At 30.4% G+C, this 21,186-nt stretch carries 19 protein-coding genes, 1 tRNA gene and 1 riboswitch; of the genes, 18 read left to right on the forward strand and 2 right to left on the reverse strand.

Annotated features, from left to right (window positions below; genetic code table 11):
- Positions 1–132: 132 nt before the first annotated feature.
- Together RT714_RS10155 and RT714_RS10160 are read right to left on the reverse strand one after the other, a co-directional pair.
- A tRNA-Pro gene (locus tag RT714_RS10155) sits at positions 133–209 on the reverse strand.
- A gap of 181 nt (positions 210–390) precedes the next feature.
- Positions 391–2,427, reverse strand: a complete 2,037-nt coding sequence (locus RT714_RS10160) for a methyl-accepting chemotaxis protein (RefSeq protein ID WP_313757457.1) — start codon at positions 2,425–2,427, stop codon at positions 391–393.
- A gap of 460 nt (positions 2,428–2,887) precedes the next feature.
- On the opposite strand from RT714_RS10160, the gene RT714_RS10165 reads away from it, so the two are divergent.
- The 18 genes from RT714_RS10165 (at position 2,888) to RT714_RS10250 (ending at position 21,172) form a co-directional block, all read left to right on the forward strand.
- Complete coding sequence (locus tag RT714_RS10165) at positions 2,888–3,358, forward strand: small multi-drug export protein (RefSeq protein ID WP_313757458.1); 471 nt, start codon at positions 2,888–2,890, stop codon at positions 3,356–3,358.
- Positions 3,359–3,426: 68 nt separating this feature from the next.
- A riboswitch (SAM riboswitch) is annotated at positions 3,427–3,527 on the forward strand.
- A 200-nt stretch (positions 3,528–3,727) separates the two neighbouring features.
- Complete coding sequence (metK, locus tag RT714_RS10170; protein WP_313757459.1) at positions 3,728–4,900, forward strand: methionine adenosyltransferase; 1,173 nt, start codon at positions 3,728–3,730, stop codon at positions 4,898–4,900.
- A 47-nt stretch (positions 4,901–4,947) separates the two neighbouring features.
- Positions 4,948–7,170: an ATP-dependent RecD-like DNA helicase gene (locus tag RT714_RS10175; RefSeq protein ID WP_313757460.1), complete on the forward strand. Its 2,223-nt coding sequence runs from the start codon at positions 4,948–4,950 to the stop codon at positions 7,168–7,170.
- Positions 7,171–7,175: 5 nt separating this feature from the next.
- A complete protein-coding gene (locus RT714_RS10180; RefSeq protein WP_313757461.1) occupies positions 7,176–7,835 on the forward strand; it encodes a ComF family protein in 660 nt (219 codons plus the stop codon).
- A gap of 13 nt (positions 7,836–7,848) precedes the next feature.
- Positions 7,849–8,265: a TIGR03826 family flagellar region protein gene (locus RT714_RS10185; RefSeq protein WP_313757462.1), complete on the forward strand. Its 417-nt coding sequence runs from the start codon at positions 7,849–7,851 to the stop codon at positions 8,263–8,265.
- Between the two features lie 64 nt (positions 8,266–8,329).
- On the forward strand, positions 8,330–8,614 hold the full coding sequence (gene flgM, locus RT714_RS10190; RefSeq protein WP_313757463.1) for a flagellar biosynthesis anti-sigma factor FlgM: 285 nt from the start codon (positions 8,330–8,332) through the stop codon (positions 8,612–8,614).
- Between the two features lie 15 nt (positions 8,615–8,629).
- Positions 8,630–9,097: a flagellar protein FlgN gene (locus tag RT714_RS10195; RefSeq protein WP_313757531.1), complete on the forward strand. Its 468-nt coding sequence runs from the start codon at positions 8,630–8,632 to the stop codon at positions 9,095–9,097.
- Between the two features lie 2 nt (positions 9,098–9,099).
- The gene (gene flgK / locus RT714_RS10200) at positions 9,100–10,509 is read left to right on the forward strand and encodes a flagellar hook-associated protein FlgK (protein ID WP_313757464.1); all 1,410 of its coding nucleotides are present in this window, start codon (positions 9,100–9,102) and stop codon (positions 10,507–10,509) included.
- A gap of 5 nt (positions 10,510–10,514) precedes the next feature.
- A complete protein-coding gene (flgK, locus tag RT714_RS10205; RefSeq protein ID WP_313757465.1) occupies positions 10,515–11,969 on the forward strand; it encodes a flagellar hook-associated protein FlgK in 1,455 nt (484 codons plus the stop codon).
- A 33-nt stretch (positions 11,970–12,002) separates the two neighbouring features.
- Positions 12,003–12,983 (forward strand): flagellar hook-associated protein FlgL, encoded by a 981-nt coding sequence (flgL, locus tag RT714_RS10210; protein WP_313757466.1) that lies wholly within the window; start codon positions 12,003–12,005, stop codon positions 12,981–12,983.
- A gap of 178 nt (positions 12,984–13,161) precedes the next feature.
- Positions 13,162–13,611, forward strand: coding sequence for a flagellar assembly protein FliW (gene fliW, locus RT714_RS10215; RefSeq protein WP_313757467.1), 450 nt, complete (start codon positions 13,162–13,164; stop codon positions 13,609–13,611).
- 1 nt (position 13,612) lies between these two features.
- Positions 13,613–13,846 (forward strand): carbon storage regulator CsrA, encoded by a 234-nt coding sequence (gene csrA, locus RT714_RS10220; RefSeq protein WP_313757468.1) that lies wholly within the window; start codon positions 13,613–13,615, stop codon positions 13,844–13,846.
- A gap of 34 nt (positions 13,847–13,880) precedes the next feature.
- Positions 13,881–15,434, forward strand: coding sequence for an HD domain-containing phosphohydrolase (locus RT714_RS10225; protein ID WP_313757469.1), 1,554 nt, complete (start codon positions 13,881–13,883; stop codon positions 15,432–15,434).
- A gap of 112 nt (positions 15,435–15,546) precedes the next feature.
- On the forward strand, positions 15,547–16,368 hold the full coding sequence (locus RT714_RS10230) for a flagellin (protein ID WP_313757470.1): 822 nt from the start codon (positions 15,547–15,549) through the stop codon (positions 16,366–16,368).
- Positions 16,369–16,530: 162 nt separating this feature from the next.
- Positions 16,531–17,157 carry a hypothetical protein gene (locus RT714_RS10235; protein ID WP_313757471.1) on the forward strand — a complete coding sequence of 209 codons (627 nt, stop codon included), beginning with the start codon at positions 16,531–16,533 and terminating at the stop codon, positions 17,155–17,157.
- Positions 17,144–19,015 (forward strand): 6-hydroxymethylpterin diphosphokinase MptE-like protein, encoded by a 1,872-nt coding sequence (locus RT714_RS10240; RefSeq protein ID WP_313757472.1) that lies wholly within the window; start codon positions 17,144–17,146, stop codon positions 19,013–19,015. Before RT714_RS10235 ends, RT714_RS10240 begins: the two co-directional genes overlap by 14 nt.
- Before the next feature lies 1 nt (position 19,016).
- Positions 19,017–19,997 carry an NAD-dependent 4,6-dehydratase LegB gene (locus RT714_RS10245; protein WP_313757473.1) on the forward strand — a complete coding sequence of 327 codons (981 nt, stop codon included), beginning with the start codon at positions 19,017–19,019 and terminating at the stop codon, positions 19,995–19,997.
- A gap of 11 nt (positions 19,998–20,008) precedes the next feature.
- The gene (locus RT714_RS10250) at positions 20,009–21,172 is read left to right on the forward strand and encodes a LegC family aminotransferase (RefSeq protein WP_313757474.1); all 1,164 of its coding nucleotides are present in this window, start codon (positions 20,009–20,011) and stop codon (positions 21,170–21,172) included.
- The last annotated feature ends 14 nt before the right edge of the window (positions 21,173–21,186 follow it).

Here is a 21,186-nt window from a genome sequence, read left to right on the forward strand (position 1 = left end):
AGTTAACAATTACAATCAATTGACAATTGGGAATTAATAAAGAGTAAAGAAAGTATGTAATAATATTGATGAATTAATATGAAAACAAAAAATAAAAAAGGAATTAAACGAAAGTTTAATTCCTTTTGTCGATGGTCGGGGTGAGAGGATTTGAACCCCCGGCCCCATGGTCCCAAACCACGTGCGCTACCAAACTGCGCTACACCCCGTTGCTCATTCAACTATTACATTATACGATGGAATGGATAAAAATGCAATAGGGTAAAATGAGCTATATTTGTCAAAAAACAGTTGTAATGTATATATACACAATAAGAATACATAATATCAAAATAAATCTCCAATTATCTTTGAATATCTATATATTTCATATAAAGCATAGATGTTATTTTAATACTTAAGTTTAGAAATACCTTTATACATTTCTTCTGATAGCTCCAGTAAGGCCTCACATGAATTTTCTATTTCCAACATAGACGCCATTTGTTCTTCAACAGCTGCTGAGGTTTCCTCTGTACCAGCAGCATTTTCTTCTGATATGGCGGATAAATTTGAAATAATTGTTATTATATCTTCTTTTTTGATTTTCATTTCTGCTGCTGAGCTATTGACATTATCTATTGATTTTTCCATGTTTTCTATGGCTGATGCAATACCCATAAATTTTTTATTAGCTATTTTTACATTTGTTACTTGTGATTGTGTAGATTCCTCAACTTTTTTAATATTATCTACAGCATATTCTGTTTTTGTAGTTAGATCTTTTATTATGGTAACTATTTCTTTTGTAAACTCATTAGAACTTTCAGCTAATTTTCGTACTTCTTCTGCTACAACGGCAAAACCACTTCCTGCCTCTCCTGCTCTAGCTGCTTCTATAGCGGCATTTAATGCCAACAGATTAGTTTGTTCTGCGATGCTTTGAATCATATGGCTGGCAGTTTCTATTTTTTCTGCACTTTTATTTGTATTTATAATTATTTCATTTATTTCTTTTACAGAGGCTTGATTCATATTAGTACTTACTACTAATTCCTTTATAGTTTCAATTCCTTCATCTTTTAGGGAATTTGCTTCTTTAGTAGACGTATTTAGTTCTTCAATAAATCTTTGGTTTTTTTCTACCAAATCTCCAAGAACATTAATGCTTATTGCACCTTGTTCTGTATCACTAGCTTGTTCACTGGCTCCCTTCGCTATTTCTTGAATTGTATTGGCTATTTCTTCTGAAGCTATTGTAGATTCTTTGCTAGCAGATGTTAGTTTTTCTGATGCAGACTTTAATTTTTGAGAGGACTTTCCTATATTATTCGTTGTATTTCTAATAAAAATTTGAAGGCTTTTGATGGCAATTGCAATTTCTCCAAATTCATTCTTTTGTTCAAGGTAATTATTTGGAATATCTACAGTAAAATCTCCGGAGGTCATAATATTTAAATGTTCTTTTGTAATATAAAGATTCTTTGCTATACCTTTAGAAATAGAAAGTAAAATAAATCCCAATACAATAAATGATAAGATACCTATTAGTGTAATATTGTAAATGTTTTTATTAATAGCTTTAAAAGTTTCATTCATAGAAAATGCAACTTTTAAAGAGCCTATATACTTACCATTTAGATTAACAGGTACTAATACTTCATAGACTTCAAGCCCTTCATTATCATATAAAGCAGAGTATCTTTCTTGACTTGTAATAGCCGCAACTATATTTTCATCTGTTTCCTTTGTATTTATCATATCCTTATTACTATGGGCTAAAATAGTAGAGTTTGCATCAATTAATTCAGCGTACACGATATTATCGGTATAGGATAAACGTTCAACAAGATTTTGATATTCATATTTTGTTGTTAATTCCTGTACTTTATTAGCAAGGATGGCAACTTGTACAAATTCACCATTCTTTGCTTTAACTGCTCCAAATTTAAAATAATCTCCATTTTCTGAAGCATTATCTTGTCTTATAGCTTCCATAATTTCACTATCATTACTTTTCATAAATTTAGTTAAAGGATGGTCCTCCGGCACTATCCAGCCTATATCACCTCGAACTGTAGAATATATTATTTCCATATTACTATCATACCAGTAGATGGAATCTACAGTTGAGTTCTGTACAATACTATCTAAAAATTCATTGCTTAAGTTATCTTGGTTTCTAATGCTGGCATTTGCTGCAGCTCTCATATTTTCTTCTAAAATTTGATTAATATTTAGAATTGAATTTGAATTATCGTTTATTCTATTTATTACTTGGTCTACTAATTCAAAACCACTTTCTTTCTTGGCATTTAATAAACTTTGTTTAAATAAATAAGAACTAGCTAAGGCTATACCTAAGATTGTAATAAATACTAGTATCAAGGGTACTACGATTAATTTGAATTTGATGGTTCCCGTTTTTTTGTTTTCTAAGTTATTCATTTTTTCATCTCCTATTTTTATTAGTGTAAACCCATATATAATTAATAGATTTATACTCTATATAATAAATGCTGTCCAATACCTTTAAATAAAAATAATGCCCCTTTCTTTTTATATATAGGAGCAATTTTAACATTGGTTTTATATTCTAAATATAATTATGCAAATAGTATGCCATGTTTCCTATTTCTTTCTTATATGGTATTGTTAGCCATTTGACGGCATTGTGAAGACTTTCTGTTTAAAAACATAATAAAAACATGTATGAAATAATTTCATACTATGAAATTATTTCATACATGTTAATTTTTAGATGAGCTAGCTATAGAAGATTTATTTCTTATAAGATAATGAATTTTTTGATTACTATTTATTGTTTTATATTATTTATGATTAAATAAGCTAATTGAACAATAGTCTAAAATAGCTTATAATTATATTAAGATTGGAGGCATATTGTATGTGGGAGTTAATAGAGGAATTACAAATAGAAATCATGGTAATATTCTTTGCGATGATGCCTATAGTAGAGCTTAGAGGTGCCATACCTTTAGGTATATCTTTAGGTCTTAGCCCATTACATAGTACAATCTTAAGTATAATAGGAAATATAATTATAGTACCATTTTTATTAAAATTACTTCAACCTATTATGAAATACTTTGAAAAGACTGTAGTTTTTTCAAATACAATAGGCTGGGTAAAAAGAAGATCCATGAAAAAGGCTAATATTATAAAAAAATATAGTTTAATAGGATTATTTATATTTGTAGCTATACCAGTTCCAACTACAGGTGTATGGACAGGGTCCATTATAGCATCTATATTAAAACTGGATTTCAAAAAGGCTCTATTATCCATATCTTTGGGTATAATAACAGCAGGTGCTATTGTAGCCACTATATCTTATCAAGTCTTTTCGTTATTTTAAATCTTATCATCATTGACTAGTATTTTCTGCTATGATAAAATGTTTCTTAGATAAAAACTAAATATAGTTCCTTATCAAGAGTGATGGAGGGTATGGGCCCGATGAAATCCAGCAACCAGTATTATACAAGGTGCTAAATCCCACAGAACTATGTTCTGAGAGATGAGGTAAAGCGAATGCTCAAACCTTTTCTTAAAAAGGTTTTTTTTATGACCTAACTTAGCGAACGATAGTGAGCTTTAGTAGGTCAAAGGCAACGAACGCCAAATTCATGCGAATGATAATGAGGAAATGAATTTGTGCAGTGAGACTGCGTGATATGACCTAACTTAGCGAACGATAGAATTTTAAAGAATGGGAGGCAAATTAATGAAAAAATGGTTATTTACTTCTGAATCAGTAACAGAAGGACATCCGGATAAGGTATGTGACCAGATATCCGATGCTATATTAGATGAAATACTTAAAAAGGATCCAGATGCAAGAGTTGCTTGTGAAACCACAGTAACAACTGGAATGGTATTAGTAGTAGGGGAAATTACTACAAAATGTTATGTAGATATACCTAAAGTAACAAGGGAAACAATAGAACAAATAGGATATACAAGGGCAAAGTATGGATTTGATGGAGATACTTGTGCTGTTCTTACTTCTATAAATGAACAGTCAAGTGATATTGCTATGGGGGTAGACAAGGCATTAGAGCAAAAAACCGACTCTAATGATGCATTGGATTTAATAGGTGCAGGGGATCAAGGTATGATGTTTGGTTATGCATGTAATGAAACTAAGGAATTAATGCCATTACCTATATCTTTGGCTCATAAATTAGCTAAGAGATTAGCGGATATAAGAAAAGATGGCACATTAGAATATCTAAGACCAGATGGCAAAACTCAGGTAACAGTAGAATACCATGACGATAAACCTGTAAGGATAGAAAATGTAGTAGTATCTACTCAGCATAGTCCAGATGTAACTTTAGAAACCATAAGAGAAGATATAGTAAAATATGTAATAATGGAAATAATACCCCATGAATTATTAGATGAAAACACTAAATATTATGTAAATCCTACAGGCAGATTTGTAATAGGCGGACCTATGGGAGATTCAGGATTAACTGGAAGAAAAATAATAGTAGATACCTATGGTGGCTACGCAAGACATGGTGGGGGAGCATTTTCAGGTAAAGACCCAACCAAGGTAGATAGATCAGCTGCTTATGCTGCGAGATATGTGGCTAAAAACATAGTAGCAGCAGGATTAGCAGATAAATGTGAAGTAGGACTGGCATATGCCATAGGTGTAGCAAGACCATTATCTATTTATGTGGATACATTTGGAACAGCAAAGAAATCTGATGAGGAAATTCAAGAACTAGTGAAAAAACATTTTGATCTAAGACCAGCTGCTATTATTAAGGATTTAGATTTAAAAAGACCGATCTATAAACAATTAGCATCCTATGGACATTTTGGTAGAGAAGAACTAAATTTACCATGGGAAAAAACAGACAAGGCAGAATTATTGAGAGGATAACCCTCCCAATAATTCTCCAGTTGACAAAGACTACAGGGGGTATTGTTTTGTTAGTATTAGAGGGAACTATAGAGGAAATAAGATTTAGAAATGAAGCTAATGGATATACAGTTGCAAAACTTAATACATCTGATGGAACTGTTACCATAGTAGGTAATACTCCCTTTATAAATCTAGAGGAAACTGTAAAAGTTGAGGGAGAATGGATATATCACCCGACCTATGGAGAGCAATTAGCTTTTACAAGTATTTCTACAGTAGTACCTTCCACCTTAAAAGGAATAGAAAACTATCTATCCTCTGGTTTAATTCCCCATATTGGGCCTAAGACAGCTAAAAAAATAGTTGAAAGATTTGGGTTAGATTCACTGGAAATCATACAATATAATCCTGAAAGATTAAAAGAAATATCTGGCATAGGTGAGAAAAAACTTGAAAAGATAATAGAAGCCTATGGAGAACAAAGGGAATTAAGGGATATTATGGTGTTTTTACAAGGGTATGGTATTACAGTTAATTATGGTATAAAGATATATAAAAAATATGGAAAAGATACTATAAATATAATCAGTGAGAATCCTTATAAATTATCGGAAGATATTTATGGCATAGGATTTAAAACTGCTGATAAAATAGCATCAAAAATGGGTATAAATAAAGAATCCATTTATAGAGTAGAAGCAGGGATTAAATATATTATAATGGAGTTTGCAGGTAATGGACATTGTTATGTACCAAAGGACGAGTTAATATCTAGTGTATCCAAATTATTAGAAGTAGAAGAGGGCTTAATAGAAGAGGGAATAAGAAATCTAGGACTTAGGGGAAATATTCATTTAATCACAGATAATGAAGATGTTCTTATATATTATACTCCGTTTCATATAGCAGAAAATAATGTTAGTAGAAAACTTGTAGAATTATCTCAAGTTCAATTGGAAGAATTAGAAATAGATATAGAGAAAGAAATAAAAGGAATAGAGAAAGAAGAAAATATTAATTTTGCCAAGAAACAAATTCTTGCTATAAAAGAGTCCTTAGAAAATGGGCTAGTAGTTATTACAGGAGGGCCAGGTACAGGAAAGACTACGACTATAAATGCTATTATAAAAATCTGTGAGGATTTAAACCTATCAGTAATTCTTGCAGCACCAACGGGGAGAGCAGCCAAGAGAATGACGGAAACCACAGGAAGAGAAGCAAAAACCATACATAGGTTACTGGAATATTCTTTTATGGAAGAGGAATCTATGGCCTTTGGGAGAGATGAAGATAGTCCTATAGATGCAGACTTAATAATTATAGATGAATCCTCTATGATAGATATATTGCTTATGAATTCACTTCTCAAGGCTATAAACCCAGGAACTCGTGTAATTTTAGTAGGGGATATAGATCAATTGCCATCAGTAGGTGCAGGAAATGTATTAAAGGATATTATTGAATCAGGAGTAATTAAAATTGTAAGATTAGATGAGATATTTAGGCAATCAGAAGAAAGTATGATAATAGTCAATGCCCATAGGATAAACAAAGGGGAGGAGCCTATTCTAAATGAAAAGGATAAAGATTTCTTTTTCTTAACTAGAGGAAATAGCAGTGGAATATTAGATACCATATTGGAACTTTGTTTTGAAAGGCTTCCTAGTTTTTATGGGGTAGATAAGTTAAAAGATATTCAGGTTCTAACTCCCATGAAAAAAGGAGATGTAGGTATTAATTCATTAAATAAACATTTGCAGTCTATTTTAAATCCAAAGGATAGCTCTAAAGAGGAAAAAAACTTAGGAGATGATATATTTAGAGTTGGAGATAAGGTAATGCAAATAAAAAACAATTATACAACTGAGTGGAAAATAGTAAAAGATGGTATAGAAATAACTACTGGTGAAGGAGTTTTTAATGGAGATTTTGGCTTTATAATAGATATAGACGAAGAAGATAGGATCATGAAAGTTTTATTTGATGATGAAAAGGAAGTTGAGTATGAATTTAATCAATTAGATGAATTAAAACTAGCCTATGCCACAACAGTACATAAATCACAAGGCTCTGAATTTCCAATAGTTGTTATGCCAATTAGTTGGGGGCCACCAATGCTTTTAACTCGCAATCTGCTATATACAGCCATTACAAGAGCCAAAGATTTGGTGGTATTAGTAGGGGAAGAAAGATATTTATCTATGATGATAAAAAACAATAGGATAACTAAAAGGTATTCGGCATTAGATAAGAAGATTAGAAATTATATGTCCATATTTATGGGGTGATAGAATTGCTTCAGACCTTAAATAATTTGATTTTTCCAACAAAACATATCTGTCTTTTATGTAAAGAAAAAAGTGGAAATAGAGAAGGGCATATATGTAAAGAGTGTTATGGGAATTTAGAAATATTAGATAAAGAGATAAATATAAATTCCCCTTATATTAAAAAGGTCTATTATTCAATTTCATATAATAGATTTGCTAGAGAAATGATTAAGGATTATAAATATAATGGAAAGAACTATTTATATAAACCATTTGGTGAAATTATGATTAAAACCATTAAAAATAAAAATATGGATAATGATATAGATGGAATTCTTTATGTTCCAACTCATAAGAGAAAGGAAGCCCTGAGAGGATATAATCAAGCTGAATTATTGGCAAAATACATATCAAACAAATTATTCAAACCTTTAGTTAGAGATAGCTTAATAAAGATAAAATGGACAAAGGAACAAAGCCATTCAAATAAAATTGATAGAATGATAAATTTAAAAAATTCATTTCAAATAAGAAATTCAAGTGTTATAGAAAATAAAAAGTTTCTTTTAATAGATGATATTATAACAACAGGAGCAACTATGGAAGAATGCAGTAAGGTGCTTATAAATGCTGGTGCAAAGGAAGTAGTTGGACTTGCTTTGACATCAAGTAAAAATAATTAAAGGATGTGAAATTATGAATATAAGAAATTGTATAAGATGTGGAAAAATTTATAATTACGATGGTTTTAAAATATGTCCTAGTTGTAGGAGAGATGACGAGAAGGATTTTCAAAAGGTAAAAGAATATTTATATGAATATCCAGGAGCGAATATGGTGGAGGTTGAAGAAGCAACAGGTGTAGAGGCAAGTAAGATAATAGGTTATTTAAGGGAAGGAAGACTTGAAGTAGCAGATGGCAGCAATCTAATACTCCAATGTGAAAAATGTGGAGTAAGCATTAAGACTGGAAGGTTCTGCGATAAATGCACCAATGATTTGCAGAGGGAATTAAATCAAGTAGTTGACTCTGCAAGGTCTAAAAAGACAACAATAGATAAAAAGGCAGAAGAAAAATTTAGATTAATAGATAGATATGAAAAAAGAAGATAAAGTATTAAAGAAACCCCCTATCTTACCGATAATAATAATGAATAGGTAAGAGGGGTGTTTTTTTATGAGAATAAATAAATTGGATAATATTTTCCAAGTGTATAACAAAAACTCAGGGATTAAAAAGGTTAAATCAGATAATAGGGGGAAAGATACAGATGAACTCAAAATATCTGAGAAGGCAATAGAATTTCAATACGCATTGCAAAAGCTTAAAGATGTAGAAGATATACGTATGGATAAGGTTGAAGATATAAAGAATCAAGTCCAATCAGGAGCTTATCATGTAGATGGAAAGAAAATAGCTGAAAAGATACTCGAAACAGTTAATTTTGACAAAAAAATTTAGCGGTCGGTGATAGAAATGACTTTTGGAGAAGAATTGTTATTAGTTTTAGAAAAAGAAATGAACATTTTAGTGGAGTTAAAGGAACTTTCTTTTAGGAAAACAGATATTATTGTAGAGAATCTTATAAATGATTTAGAAGAAATCACAAGAAAAGAAGAAGACCTAATAAATGAAATAGGCATATTAGAAGAAGAAAGGGAAAAGCTCTTAGATACTTGGGGGTTAGCTATAAATACCCCCATCTCTAATATTGTAGAAAAATTACCAGAAGGCAATGAGGAATTAGTAGCTATCGCAGATAAAATGCATAATATTATGGAAGAACTTTCATTTAGAAATAAATTGAACAATGATATCATAAAAGAGAACTTGGATTGGATTGATTTTAATATGAATTTAATTACTAGTACTCATATGGAGCCAGGCTATGGCAATGAAAATAAAAAATCCAGTAGAAATAATATATTTGATAGGAAGGTGTAGATATGGGATTTGGAGGTCTATATATTTCAATAACAGGATTGCAGGCATCAAGAATGTCTTTAGATACGGTTTCACATAATATATCTAATGCAAATAATCCAAATTATGTAAGACAATCAGCAATACACGCAAATAATCCATATACAACTGATGGAAGATTTCAGAAGGGTACAGGGGTTAATGTTATTGAAGTAAGACAAATAAGAGATGAATTCTTAGATATAAAAGTAAGGCGAGAGGTAGCAACCTTCGGATATCATTATGCTAAATCTCAAATCCTTGAGGAGCTGGAAGGTGTATTTAATGAAATAAGTAGTAGTAGTTTACAAAAAGTAATGCATGATTTTTGGAAGAATTGGAATGAATTGTCTAAGGAGCCAGATAGCTTAACTACAAGAGGACTCGTGCATGAATCCTCCGTTGCATTTACAGATACTGCAAATCATATATCAAGGCAACTTAATGATATAAGACAGAATTTAAATAAGGAAATCCTTGTTAAGGTAGATGAAGTAAATAGTATATTAAATGAAATAGGACAATTAAATAATAGTATTAAATTAGTGGAAGGGGAAAATAGCAGGATAAAGGCAAATGATTTTAGAGATGAGAGAAATGCACTATTAGATAGATTGTCGGAACTAATACCTATTACATCATATGAAAATGCCTGTGGAGAAACAGTAGTATCTCTACAAGGTAGAGATTTAATAAATGGGAACTATATTAGTACAATAGATGTAAAAAATGATGAAAATGGTTTGGGACATATTTATTGGAAAAATTCCAATGAGAAAATAGAATTAAATGGACAAGGGGAATTGGCAGGGTTCATAGATGTAAGAGATAGTTCCATGGTAACATATATGAATAAATTAGATGAGCTGGTTGGTGAATTTGCTAATGAAGTAAATAAACTTCATGAAAGGGGATTTGATTTAGAGAGAAATAACAATAAAATACCTTTCTTTATAGGTTCAGGTGGGAAGATAACTGCAGCTATTATAAAGGTAAATCCAGAGCTTTCTAATTATAATAAAATAGCTATATCATCTACCAATGGTGCTAAGGGAGATGGAGAGATAGCGAAGGAAATTTGTAAACTTAGAGATAAGAAACTTTATGGAGATAGAAATGGTGAAAAAGATATGGATATTGAAGGATATTATAGGAATATAATACTTACACTAGGCATAGAAAGACAAGCTTCACAATCCATAGCGAAGAATCAAGGATTTCTAATAAAGGCTATAGATGATAAGAGAAAGAGTATATCAAATGTATCCTTAGATGAAGAAATGGCAGATATGATTCGTTTTCAACATTCATATTCAGCAAACTCACGAGTAATAAATGCAATAGATGAGATGATAGAAACAGTAGTGACTAGAGTGGGATTAGTGGGGAGGTAGAGTAAATGTTTTTCGGATTTAATTCAGCAGTAAGAGGACTTCTTGCATCTCAAAGAGCCTTATATACTACAAATCATAATATAGATAATGCAAACACAAAGGGATATTCAAGACAACAGATAGAGCAAAGAGCCACATCTCCATATAAAATGCCAGGTGTAGGTTTCTTAGGAACTGGTACGGAAGTTTATAATGTTGAGAGAGTAAGAGACTCCTTTGTGGATTTTAAATATTGGAATGAAACAGGTTCAATGGGAGAGTGGCAAATAAAGAATAATTCCCTAACAGAAATAGAAAAGTTAATGGGAGAGCCATCTAATAATAGTTTTAGAAAGTACATGGATGATTTTTATAAATCTTTAGATGAAATGAGTAAAAATCCCTCGGATTTGGCCTTTAGAGAACCTGTGCTTCAAAATTCAATGGCTTTGACAAAACATATTAATGAAACAGCACAAAGATTACAAGAGATGAAGAAAGAAACTGAATATGAAATAGAAACAAAAATAAAGAATATAAATAATTTAAGTGATCAAATAGCAAAATTAAACAGACAAATTTATTCAGCGGAAATAGATGGGAAACCTGCCAATGATTTAAGGGATAAAAGAGAATTATTAGTAGATGAACTATCTAAGATTGTAAATGTAAAGGTAAACGAATCTCCAGATGGGAAATACAATGTTTCTGTTGGAGGTATATCAATAGTAGACCATTTATATACAAATGAAATGACTCTTAAAATCACAAATGATAATGGAAAAGATAAATATACAATTCATTGGGAAAATGGTGGAGAAGTAAATGTTAAATCAGGAGAATTAAAAGGACTACTAGATATGGTTCAAGGAGATGGAGAAGGAAATTCTTATAGGGGTATACCTTATTTTCAAAAGCAACTAGACGATTTTGCAAAGGGGTTTGCAGAGAAGTTTAATGAATTGCATAGAGAGGGATATGGAGAAGGAGAAACACGTGGAGCAGGTGATGAAGGAATTGACTTTTTTGTAGGAGTTGGAAATAATTCAAATAATATTACAGCTGCAACATTAACCATAAATAGTGAAATCGTTAAAGATGTTAAAAAAATAGCAGCAGCAGGAAATCCAGGTGGAGCATCAGAAGATAGTACCAATTTATTAAGATTAATAAAACAAAGGGAGGATAAGAGTTTCTTCCCAACTGGATTATCCCAAGGAACACCTGATGATTTTATTAAAGCTATGCTTTCATCTATGGCAGTAGATAGCCTTCAGGCTGAAAGGTTCTATAAAACTCAGGAGCTTATGCAAAAAAACATAGAAACAAAACGTAAATCCATATCAGGAGTAGAACTAAATGAAGAAATGGCAGATATGATAAGATTTCAACATGTGTATGTGGCATCATCAAAAATGATATCAACAATGGATATGATAATAGATATTACAGTAAATAGATTGGGAATGGTAGGACGATAGTCCGATTAATTAACAGAAGGAAGTGAATAACTAATGAGAATAACAAATAATATGCTTGTAAGTAATATGACATATAACTTAAATAATACATTACAAAGGTTAGAGAAATTACAATATGAATCTACAGTAGGAAAGAAGTTTAGAGTACCTTCTGATGATCCGATAGGTGCAAGTAAATCATTAAAGTTTAATACGGACATTTCAAAGGTAGAACAATATCTTAGAAATACCAAGGATGCAGCTGCATGGATGAAGGAAACAGAATCAGCTTTAAAGGAAATCAACCAAATACTCCATAGGGCAAATGAACTAACAGTACAAGCAGCCAATGGTACTAATACGGAGGATTTAGATAAAATAAGAGATGAAATAAAAGAATTAAAAAGTCATTTGATACAAACAGGAAACTCAACCTACGCAGGAAGGTCAGTATTTACAGGATTTAAAACTGATCAGAAATTATTAAATGATGATGGAACATATAATGTTGATTTAAAGAAGTATACAGATGCAGATGGAAAACAAAAAGATGAGATATTTGTATATAATGTTGGAGTTGCAGAAACTGTAGATGTTAATACTCTGGGGAATAAGGTTTTCGGAAAGGCTGAGTATGATGGTACAAATTTGAAAACCGATAATCCAGGTTATTCAGCTGAAATATCTAAGGGAGATAAGCCATATTTAATAGCAGTATTTGATGAATTAGAAAATGCATTATCAGCTCCATCAAATCCTGATAAAATTCAAGAAGCCTTAAGTAATATCAAAGGTTCAATGAATCAAGTCCTATCAGTTACTGCAGAAATAGGAGCTAAAGCCAATAGGCTGGAAATGACAGGAAATAAGTTAGAAAATCAATTGGTAAATTTAAAGGATTTACTGTCCTTTAATGAAGATGTTAGCTTACCAGATGCTATGATGAGATTAGCCATAGAAGAAAATGTTTATAGAGCAAGTCTGGGAGTGAGCACAAGAATAATACAACCAAGTTTAATGGATTTTCTAAGATAATTATAGGGCGTGCCTTTTGGTCGCCCCTTATTATTTTTCAAGTATAAATACTCTAGAAGAAGACTAGAAATTAATATATAATAATTTTACATATTGTATTATAATGTAATTAATACATAAGCCACTAGAGATTACCATTTAATTCTCAATTCTCAATTACAATAAGGGGGTAATATAAATGAAAATCAGAACCAAAAACTTCGGAGAAGTAGAGATAGAAAAAGATAAAATAATTTATTTTCAAGAAGGAATTCCAGCTTTTGAGGAAGAAAAAGAATTTGTACTTATATTAAACGAAGATAAAGAAAATCCTTTCCATTCATTACAATCTGTTAATAAAGAGGAGCTATCTTTTATTGTTATAAATCCATTTGAAATATTTAATGATTATGATATATTACTTCCGGATATAGCAATCAATAAATTGGAAATAAAAAAAGAAGAAGATTTGAATATATATACAATAGTAGTGATACCAGAAGATATTAAAAAGATGACAACTAATCTGTTAGGACCAATAGTTATTAACAGGAAGAAAATGTTAGGGAAACAAGTAATCTTAGATGATGAAAGATATACAACCAAGCATTTTATATTTAACCAAGATTCCGAAATGGGAGGGGAGTAAAATGCTTATCCTCACTAGAAGAAAAGATGAATCAATAATTATAGATGGGAATATTGAGATAAAAATAGTGGAAATAGAAGATGGTAAAGTTAAAATTGGAATTGATGCTCCAAAGAATATAGATATTATTCGAAAAGAGTTATATAAAAAAATGCAGGATGAAAACTTAGCAGCCCTTAACAATACTTCTAAATTAGACGATGTAAAAAAGCTTTTCAATAAAAAAACTACTTAAATATTGCAATTATTCAAGGAGGAATTGTTACATCATGGATGATATACAGAGAACTTGCATTAGCAAAAATGACTTTTGGAAGGTATTAATAGTTGATGATGATAATTTTATACATAGGATGTTAAAAAAGGTAAATCAGGATCTTATATTTGAGGATAAAGGAATAATATTTTATAGTGCTTATACATCTAATGAAGCCATTAAAGTATTAGAAGAAAATAGAGATATAGCATTAGTTTTATTAGATGTATTTCTAGAAGAAGAAGATACTGGTTTAAATTTAGTAAGATATATTAGGGAAGATATAAATGATGTTAATATTAGGATAGTTTTAATGACAGGGAAGGATTCAGCTGTATTACAGGATAAGATAATATTAAATTATGATATAAATGGATATGAAAACAAATCAGATTTATTTTCTAAGAAGATGAATACAGTTATCCTTTCATCTTTAAGATCCTTTAGGGATATTAATAGAATAAAAAATCATAAAGAATCAATGGAAAAAGTAGTATCATCTATATCTAAATTATATGAAAAAGATGCACTTAATGATTTTTTAACTTCTAGCTTATGTCATCTTAGCTCACTAATTAATCAGTGTAAGGGGTTTGGAAAAGAAAATTGCCCTATAAACTCTTTTGCAGCAGTAAAAGAAGGAGAAAGCAATATATTTAGAATAATTGGTGGAACGGGTAACTATAAGACTTCCATAAACAATAAAGTTAGAGAAACTATATTAAAAGATGATTTAATAAAGGTAACAAAGATATACAATGTTGGGGAGCATGAACTTTTTGATAATTGCTATATAGCTAGATATAAAAGTACAGCAGGAAGTGAAGCGATTATATTTATTGAACGTTATAATAATATGGATTGTGTTGATATAGAATTATTAAATATATTTCATAAAAGTATAGCCGCAACCTTTGATAACCTATGTTTGAATTTAGAAATAGAAGCAACTCAAAAAGAAATATTATATACATTAGGAGAAGTAACTGAAGCTCGATCAGAAGAAACAGGTTATCATGTAAAAAGAGTATCCAAGTATTGTGAGTTGCTAGGGGAGAAATATGGTTTATCTCAAAGGGAAATCATGTTAATAACACATGCTTCTCCAATACATGATATAGGAAAAGTTGCCATACCGGATAAGATACTTTTAAAACCTGGAAAGTTAACTAAAGAAGAATTTAATATAATAAAAACCCATACAACAATAGGATATAATCTTTTAAAAAACTCAAAAAGAGAAATCCTAAAGGCAGCATCTATAGTAGCTCATGAACATCATGAAAAGTATGATGGGGGAGGATACCCAAGGGGACTGAAGGGTGAGGAAATTCATATCTACGGAAGAATAGCAGCCATAGCCGATGTATTCGATGCCCTAGGCTCTCCTAGAGTATATAAAAAGCCTTGGATAATGAATGATATACTAGAATATTTCAAAGAAGAAAGGGGTAAACATTTTGATCCAAAGTTAGTGGACATACTATTTGATAATTTAGATGAGTTTTTGGAAATAAAAGAAAAATATTCTGATGAAAAAACAAAAATAATTTCCAAAAAACACTAAAGTAATATAAATACCATCCGATAATAATAATGAAAGTTAAAAAACCTTTTGGCCAAAGGTACTAAAATATTTTGGCAAGGATGCCAACAACAAAAATCAAGGAGGAATAAAAATGAGAATTAATAACAACATGATGGCAATAAATACTCACAGACAATTAGGCATATCAACTAATGCTGGTGCAAAATCAATGGAAAAGTTATCATCAGGATTTAGAATTAATAGGGCTGCTGATGATGCTGCAGGACTATCAATCTCAGAAAAGATGAGGGGACAAATCAGAGGTCTTAATATGGCTTCTAAAAACTCCCAAGATGGTATTTCATTAATTCAAACAGCAGAAGGAAACTTAAATGAAGTAAGTGCTATGCTTGTAAGAGTTAGAGAATTGGCAACACAAGCTGCTAATGGAACTTATGATGCAACGAATGACTTAGAAAGAATTCAAGAAGAAGTTACTGAGTTATCAAAGCAAATTAATGACATTAAAGATAACTCTAAGTTTAATGGAATAGCTCTATTAGATGGTACACAAAGTGGAATAACTCTACAAATTGGAGCTGCTAAAGGTCAAGAGCTTACATTAGATACTGCTAAATTTAGTTTAAGTGGCGTAGCTAAAGCTGTTTCAGGATATAAATTATCTACTCAATCAGGTGCACAACAAGTATTATCAGGTATTGAAGATCAAATTAATGCTGTAAGTAAGGCTAGATCCTACCTAGGAGCTAATCAAAATAGATTAGAGCATACAATCAAGAACCTTGATGTTTATGCTGAAAACTTACAAGCGGCAGAATCAAGAATCAGAGACGTAGACATGGCAAAAGAGATGATGGAACAAACAAGACAAAACATACTGCAACAAGCTTCAACTGCTATGTTAGCTCAAGCAAATCAAGCACCTCAAACTGTATTACAATTATTAAGGTAATTAAATTAGTTTCTATAGACAAGTTAGAACCAGAGGAAATTTCCTCTGGTTTTTTAATACGTATAAATCTTATTCTACATTACATACTAAAATATTATATTATATAAATATATATCATATTTTGTCGATAATATTATATATAGGAAAAATGGGGGGATTATGTTGAAAATTTATATTGAAGATCAAATATTAGAATATGAAAATAGCAAAGATGAAATTGATAAAATATTAAATGAAATAGATACTATAATTATTAAATCATCAAAGACATTAAGCTATATGGTCATAGATGACTATGAAATATATGAAAACTTTTATGATTATTTTTTGGATAATATTAGGGTAATAGAAAAGGTAGATGTAATTGCGTTAACTTATAAGGAATTGGTTGATGATATATTGATTTCTACTTTAACCTATCTTAAGAGAACTCCAGATACAATAGAAAAGCTAGCAGATAAATTCTATAAAAATCCAGATGGAGATGCGTGGAGTGATTTAAATAATCTACTTGGTGGAATCAGTTGGATAATAAATACCTTTTCTTCTATAGAGCAAGACGGGCAACTAAAGGATATAGTATTAAGCTATGAAGATTGGAATCTTTATGCAAAAGAGTTGTTTTCATTACAAGGAATACTACCAGATCTTGAAGGAGCATTATCTAGTGGTGATAATGTTACAATAGCTGATATATTATTTTATGAAATTATATCAATATTTAAAGAAATGGCAGGAAGATTGTCAAGTTTAGTAAGTATGGAGGCAAGTTTATATGATCTTAACTGATAATATAAATATATTAAAAGAATTAATTCCAGAGCTCTGGGATGGATTAAAGCAATATGAAGATGAAAAAAATAGGATCTTGTTTCAAATAAAAGAAACAAGGCGAGGGGATAAAACTCTATCTATAAACAAAGATAATAAAGAAAACTATCTTCATAGTAAGTATGACCCCATAAGAGAAGCCAATACAATATTAGAGTCTTATGAAGATATGGATGATGATTTTGGTATTATATTCTATGGGACGGGTTTAGGATATCATATAAAACTAGTTTTGGAGAAATATCGAAATATAAGGTATTATATATATGAGCCTATACCAGAATTAATGTATAACTTTCTTTCAAATATTAATCTTAGAGATTTATCTAAAAGTAAATTAATGGGGATTAGTATTGGGAGAGATAATAATATTGAGGGTCTAAGTAGATTTGTTGATTTAAATAAGGACAAGCTTAAAATAATAGAACTTCCTTCACATAAACAAAATTTTCCTGACGAATTTAATAAGTTTAATGAAATATTCTTAGAACTCATTAGGAGTAAGAGAACTCAATTGGTTACAAATTATTCATTTCAAAAAAGATGGATAATAAATAGTATGAAAAACTTTAATGAAGTCTTATCTACACCTAATATCCTGATAGAAAAAAAAGGTGAATTCAAAGGGAAAACAGCTATATTAGTAGCAGCGGGACCATCATTAAACGAAGAAATAGAAAACATTAGATATATAAAAGAAAATGGATTAGCCCATATATTTAGCGTAGGTTCGGCTATAAATACTCTTATATATCATAATATTTATCCAGATGCTGCATGTACCTATGACCCTGCATTTGAAAATCAAATGGTATTTGAAATAATAAAAGAAAAGTGTATAAAAGAAATACCTATGATATTTGGTTCATCTGTAGGATATGAAACTAGAGAAAACTATCCAGGAGACAAATATCATATGATAACTAGTCAAGACACAGTATCTAGTTATTATTTAAAAAATGAAGATGATAGAGTTATAAATATAGTACAAGATGCACCCTCTATAGCAGTAGTTACTATTCAGATATTATATGAGTTAGGATTTAGCCGTATATTATTAGTAGGGCAAAACTTAGGATATAGGGGCAAAGAGCAATATTCAAAGGGGATCTCCTATGGTAGTGATCTTACTGAAGAGGAACTAGAAAAAGGGATAAAAGTGAAAGATGTATATGGAAATGAAATATTAACAAATGAAGGATTTAACTTCATGAGACAGCAAATAGAACATTATATAAAACAACTTCCAAATATAAAAGTAATAAATACTACTAAAGGTGGAGCTCATGTAGAAGGAGCAGATTTTATAGAGCTTAAAGAGGTAATAGATAATTGTTTAAAAGAAAAAATAGTAGAAGATAATTGGTTAGATGGAAATAAAACTATATACGATAAAGAATACTTAGATTTTAAGTCCAAAAATATGGATAAGGCTTATAGCAGGGTTTCAAAAATAAATAAAGAATATAAAGACATATTAAATAAGATAGAGAGGGCAATAAACAATAGAAATTTTTCTCAAGCAGAAAAGTTATATATAAAGCTTGATAAAGAGTTAATAAAGATAGAAAACAATGATTACTATAAGACATTTATATTACCTATGAATAGAGTTCAGTATAAAATATTGGTAGATAGTATAGACATCCTAAATTATATAAGAGACCCTTATGAAAAAGGTAGAAAAATAGTAGAAAGCTTTAGAAACTTTATAGATATATGTACTGAAGATATGCAAATGATAGAGCCTATTTATAAGGAAATGAAAGAAGTTATATCAAATTATACTAAATCTTCTTTAGAGAAAGGAGAATAATATGAAAAAGGTTTTAGTTACAGGATCAGATGGCTTTATTGGTAGCCATTTAGTAGAAGATTTACTTAAACAAGGGCATAAAGTAAGAGCTTTTGTGTATTACAACTCTTTCAACTCATGGGGATGGCTTGACACATTACCTAAAAAAATTATAAATGAAATAGAAATATTCACAGGTGACATTAGAGATCCCAATGGAGTAAGAGAATCCATGAAGGGAATAGAAGAGGTATATCATCTAGCAGCTTTAATAGCTATACCCTTTAGTTATCATTCACCAGATTCCTATGTAGATACAAATATAAAGGGGACATTAAATGTATTACAAGCTGCAAGAGATTTAGGGACAAGTAGAATACTTGTAACATCGACATCAGAAGTATATGGTACAGCTCAATATGTACCCATAGATGAAAAACATCCTTATCAGGGGCAGTCACCATATTCTGCAACAAAGATTGGTGCAGATAGAATAGCAGAGTCTTTTTATAGAAGTTTTGATATGCCTATTACAATAGTGAGACCCTTCAATACATATGGTCCAAGGCAATCAGCTAGAGCAGTTATACCTACAATAATTACACAATTATTAGCAGGGAAAGAAGAGATTAAACTAGGCTCATTAACTCCAACAAGAGATTTTAATTATGTAAAAGATACTGTACAAGGATTTATTGAAATAGCAAAGTCTACTAATACAATAGGAGAAGAAATCAACATTGCAACACAGCAAGAAATATCTATTGGTGAACTTGCACAAGAATTAATTAATCAAATTAATCCTAATGTTAAGATAATATGTGAAGAAGAAAGATTAAGGCCAGAAAAGTCAGAAGTAAATAGATTACTTGGTTCTAACGAAAAGATAAAAAGAATAACAAATTGGAAACCAAATTATACTTTAGAGCAAGGATTATCTGAAACCATAGAATGGATAGAAAACAATTTGGATAAATATAAAATGGATATATATAATATTTAGGGGCGATAAAAATGAGTAGATTTATTCCATTATCAGTACCAAATTTAAAGGGAAAAGAATTAGAATATGTAACAAAGGCAGTAGAAACAGAGTGGGTGTCTACAGGTGGAGAATATATTAATGAATTTGAGAGAAATATTGCAGGATACCTCAAGGTTGAAAGAGCTGTTGCATGCCAATCTGGCACAGCTGGGATTCATTTAGCATTAAAGATTTTAGGAGTGGAAGGCGGTGATGAAGTAATAGTGCCTACTCTTACCTTTATTGCAGCAGTTAATCCAGTTAGATACCTAGGAGCAGAACCAATATTTATGGATTGTGATGATACTCTAAATATGGATTTGGATAAGCTTGAAGAGTTCTGTGGAAAAGAATGCAGTATGACAGATGATGGGCTAATTAACAAGAAAACAGGAAAAGCAATTAAAGCTTTAGTTATAGTCCATATATTTGGCAATATGGTAAATATGGAAAGACTTATAGATATAGCTGAAAAATACAAGCTGAAGGTAGTAGAAGATTCAACAGAAGCTTTAGGAACATATTCAACAGAAGGTAGATATAAAGGTAAGTTTGCAGGAACTATAGGTGATTTTGGAGTGTATTCCTTTAACGGAAATAAAATAATAACTACTGGTGGAGGAGGAATGTTAGTAGCTAAAGATAAAAATCTAATTGATAAAGCGAAATATCTCTCCACCCAGGCAAAAGATGATGAATTATACTATATTCACCATGAGGTTGGATTTAACTATAGAATGACAAATTTACAAGCTGCACTGGGAATTGCACAATTAGAGCAGTTAGAAGGTTTTATTAAAATTAAGATGGAAAATTATAATCTGTATAAACAAGAAATTGATAAAATGAAAGGAGCGTCAATTCTTGACTTTAATAAAAATACAAGATCAAATCATTGGTTTTATTCATTATTGATAGACAAAGAAAAATATGGACTTAGTAGAGATGAACTATTAAATAAGTTAAATGAAAGTAAAATCCAAACAAGACCAATATGGGGATTAATTCATGAGCAAAAACCATATAGAAACAATCAATCATACCGAATAGAAAAAGCCAATTACTATATAGATAGAATATTAAATATTCCTTGTAGCACAAGTCTTACAGAAGAAGATGTAAAATATGTTTGTGATATTTTGAGAGAATTATAAAGATAGGGGGAAGC

Origin of the sequence: Tissierella sp., from assembly GCF_032104385.1 — a bacterium.
Classification (GTDB): domain Bacteria; phylum Bacillota; class Clostridia; order Tissierellales; family Tissierellaceae; genus Tissierella.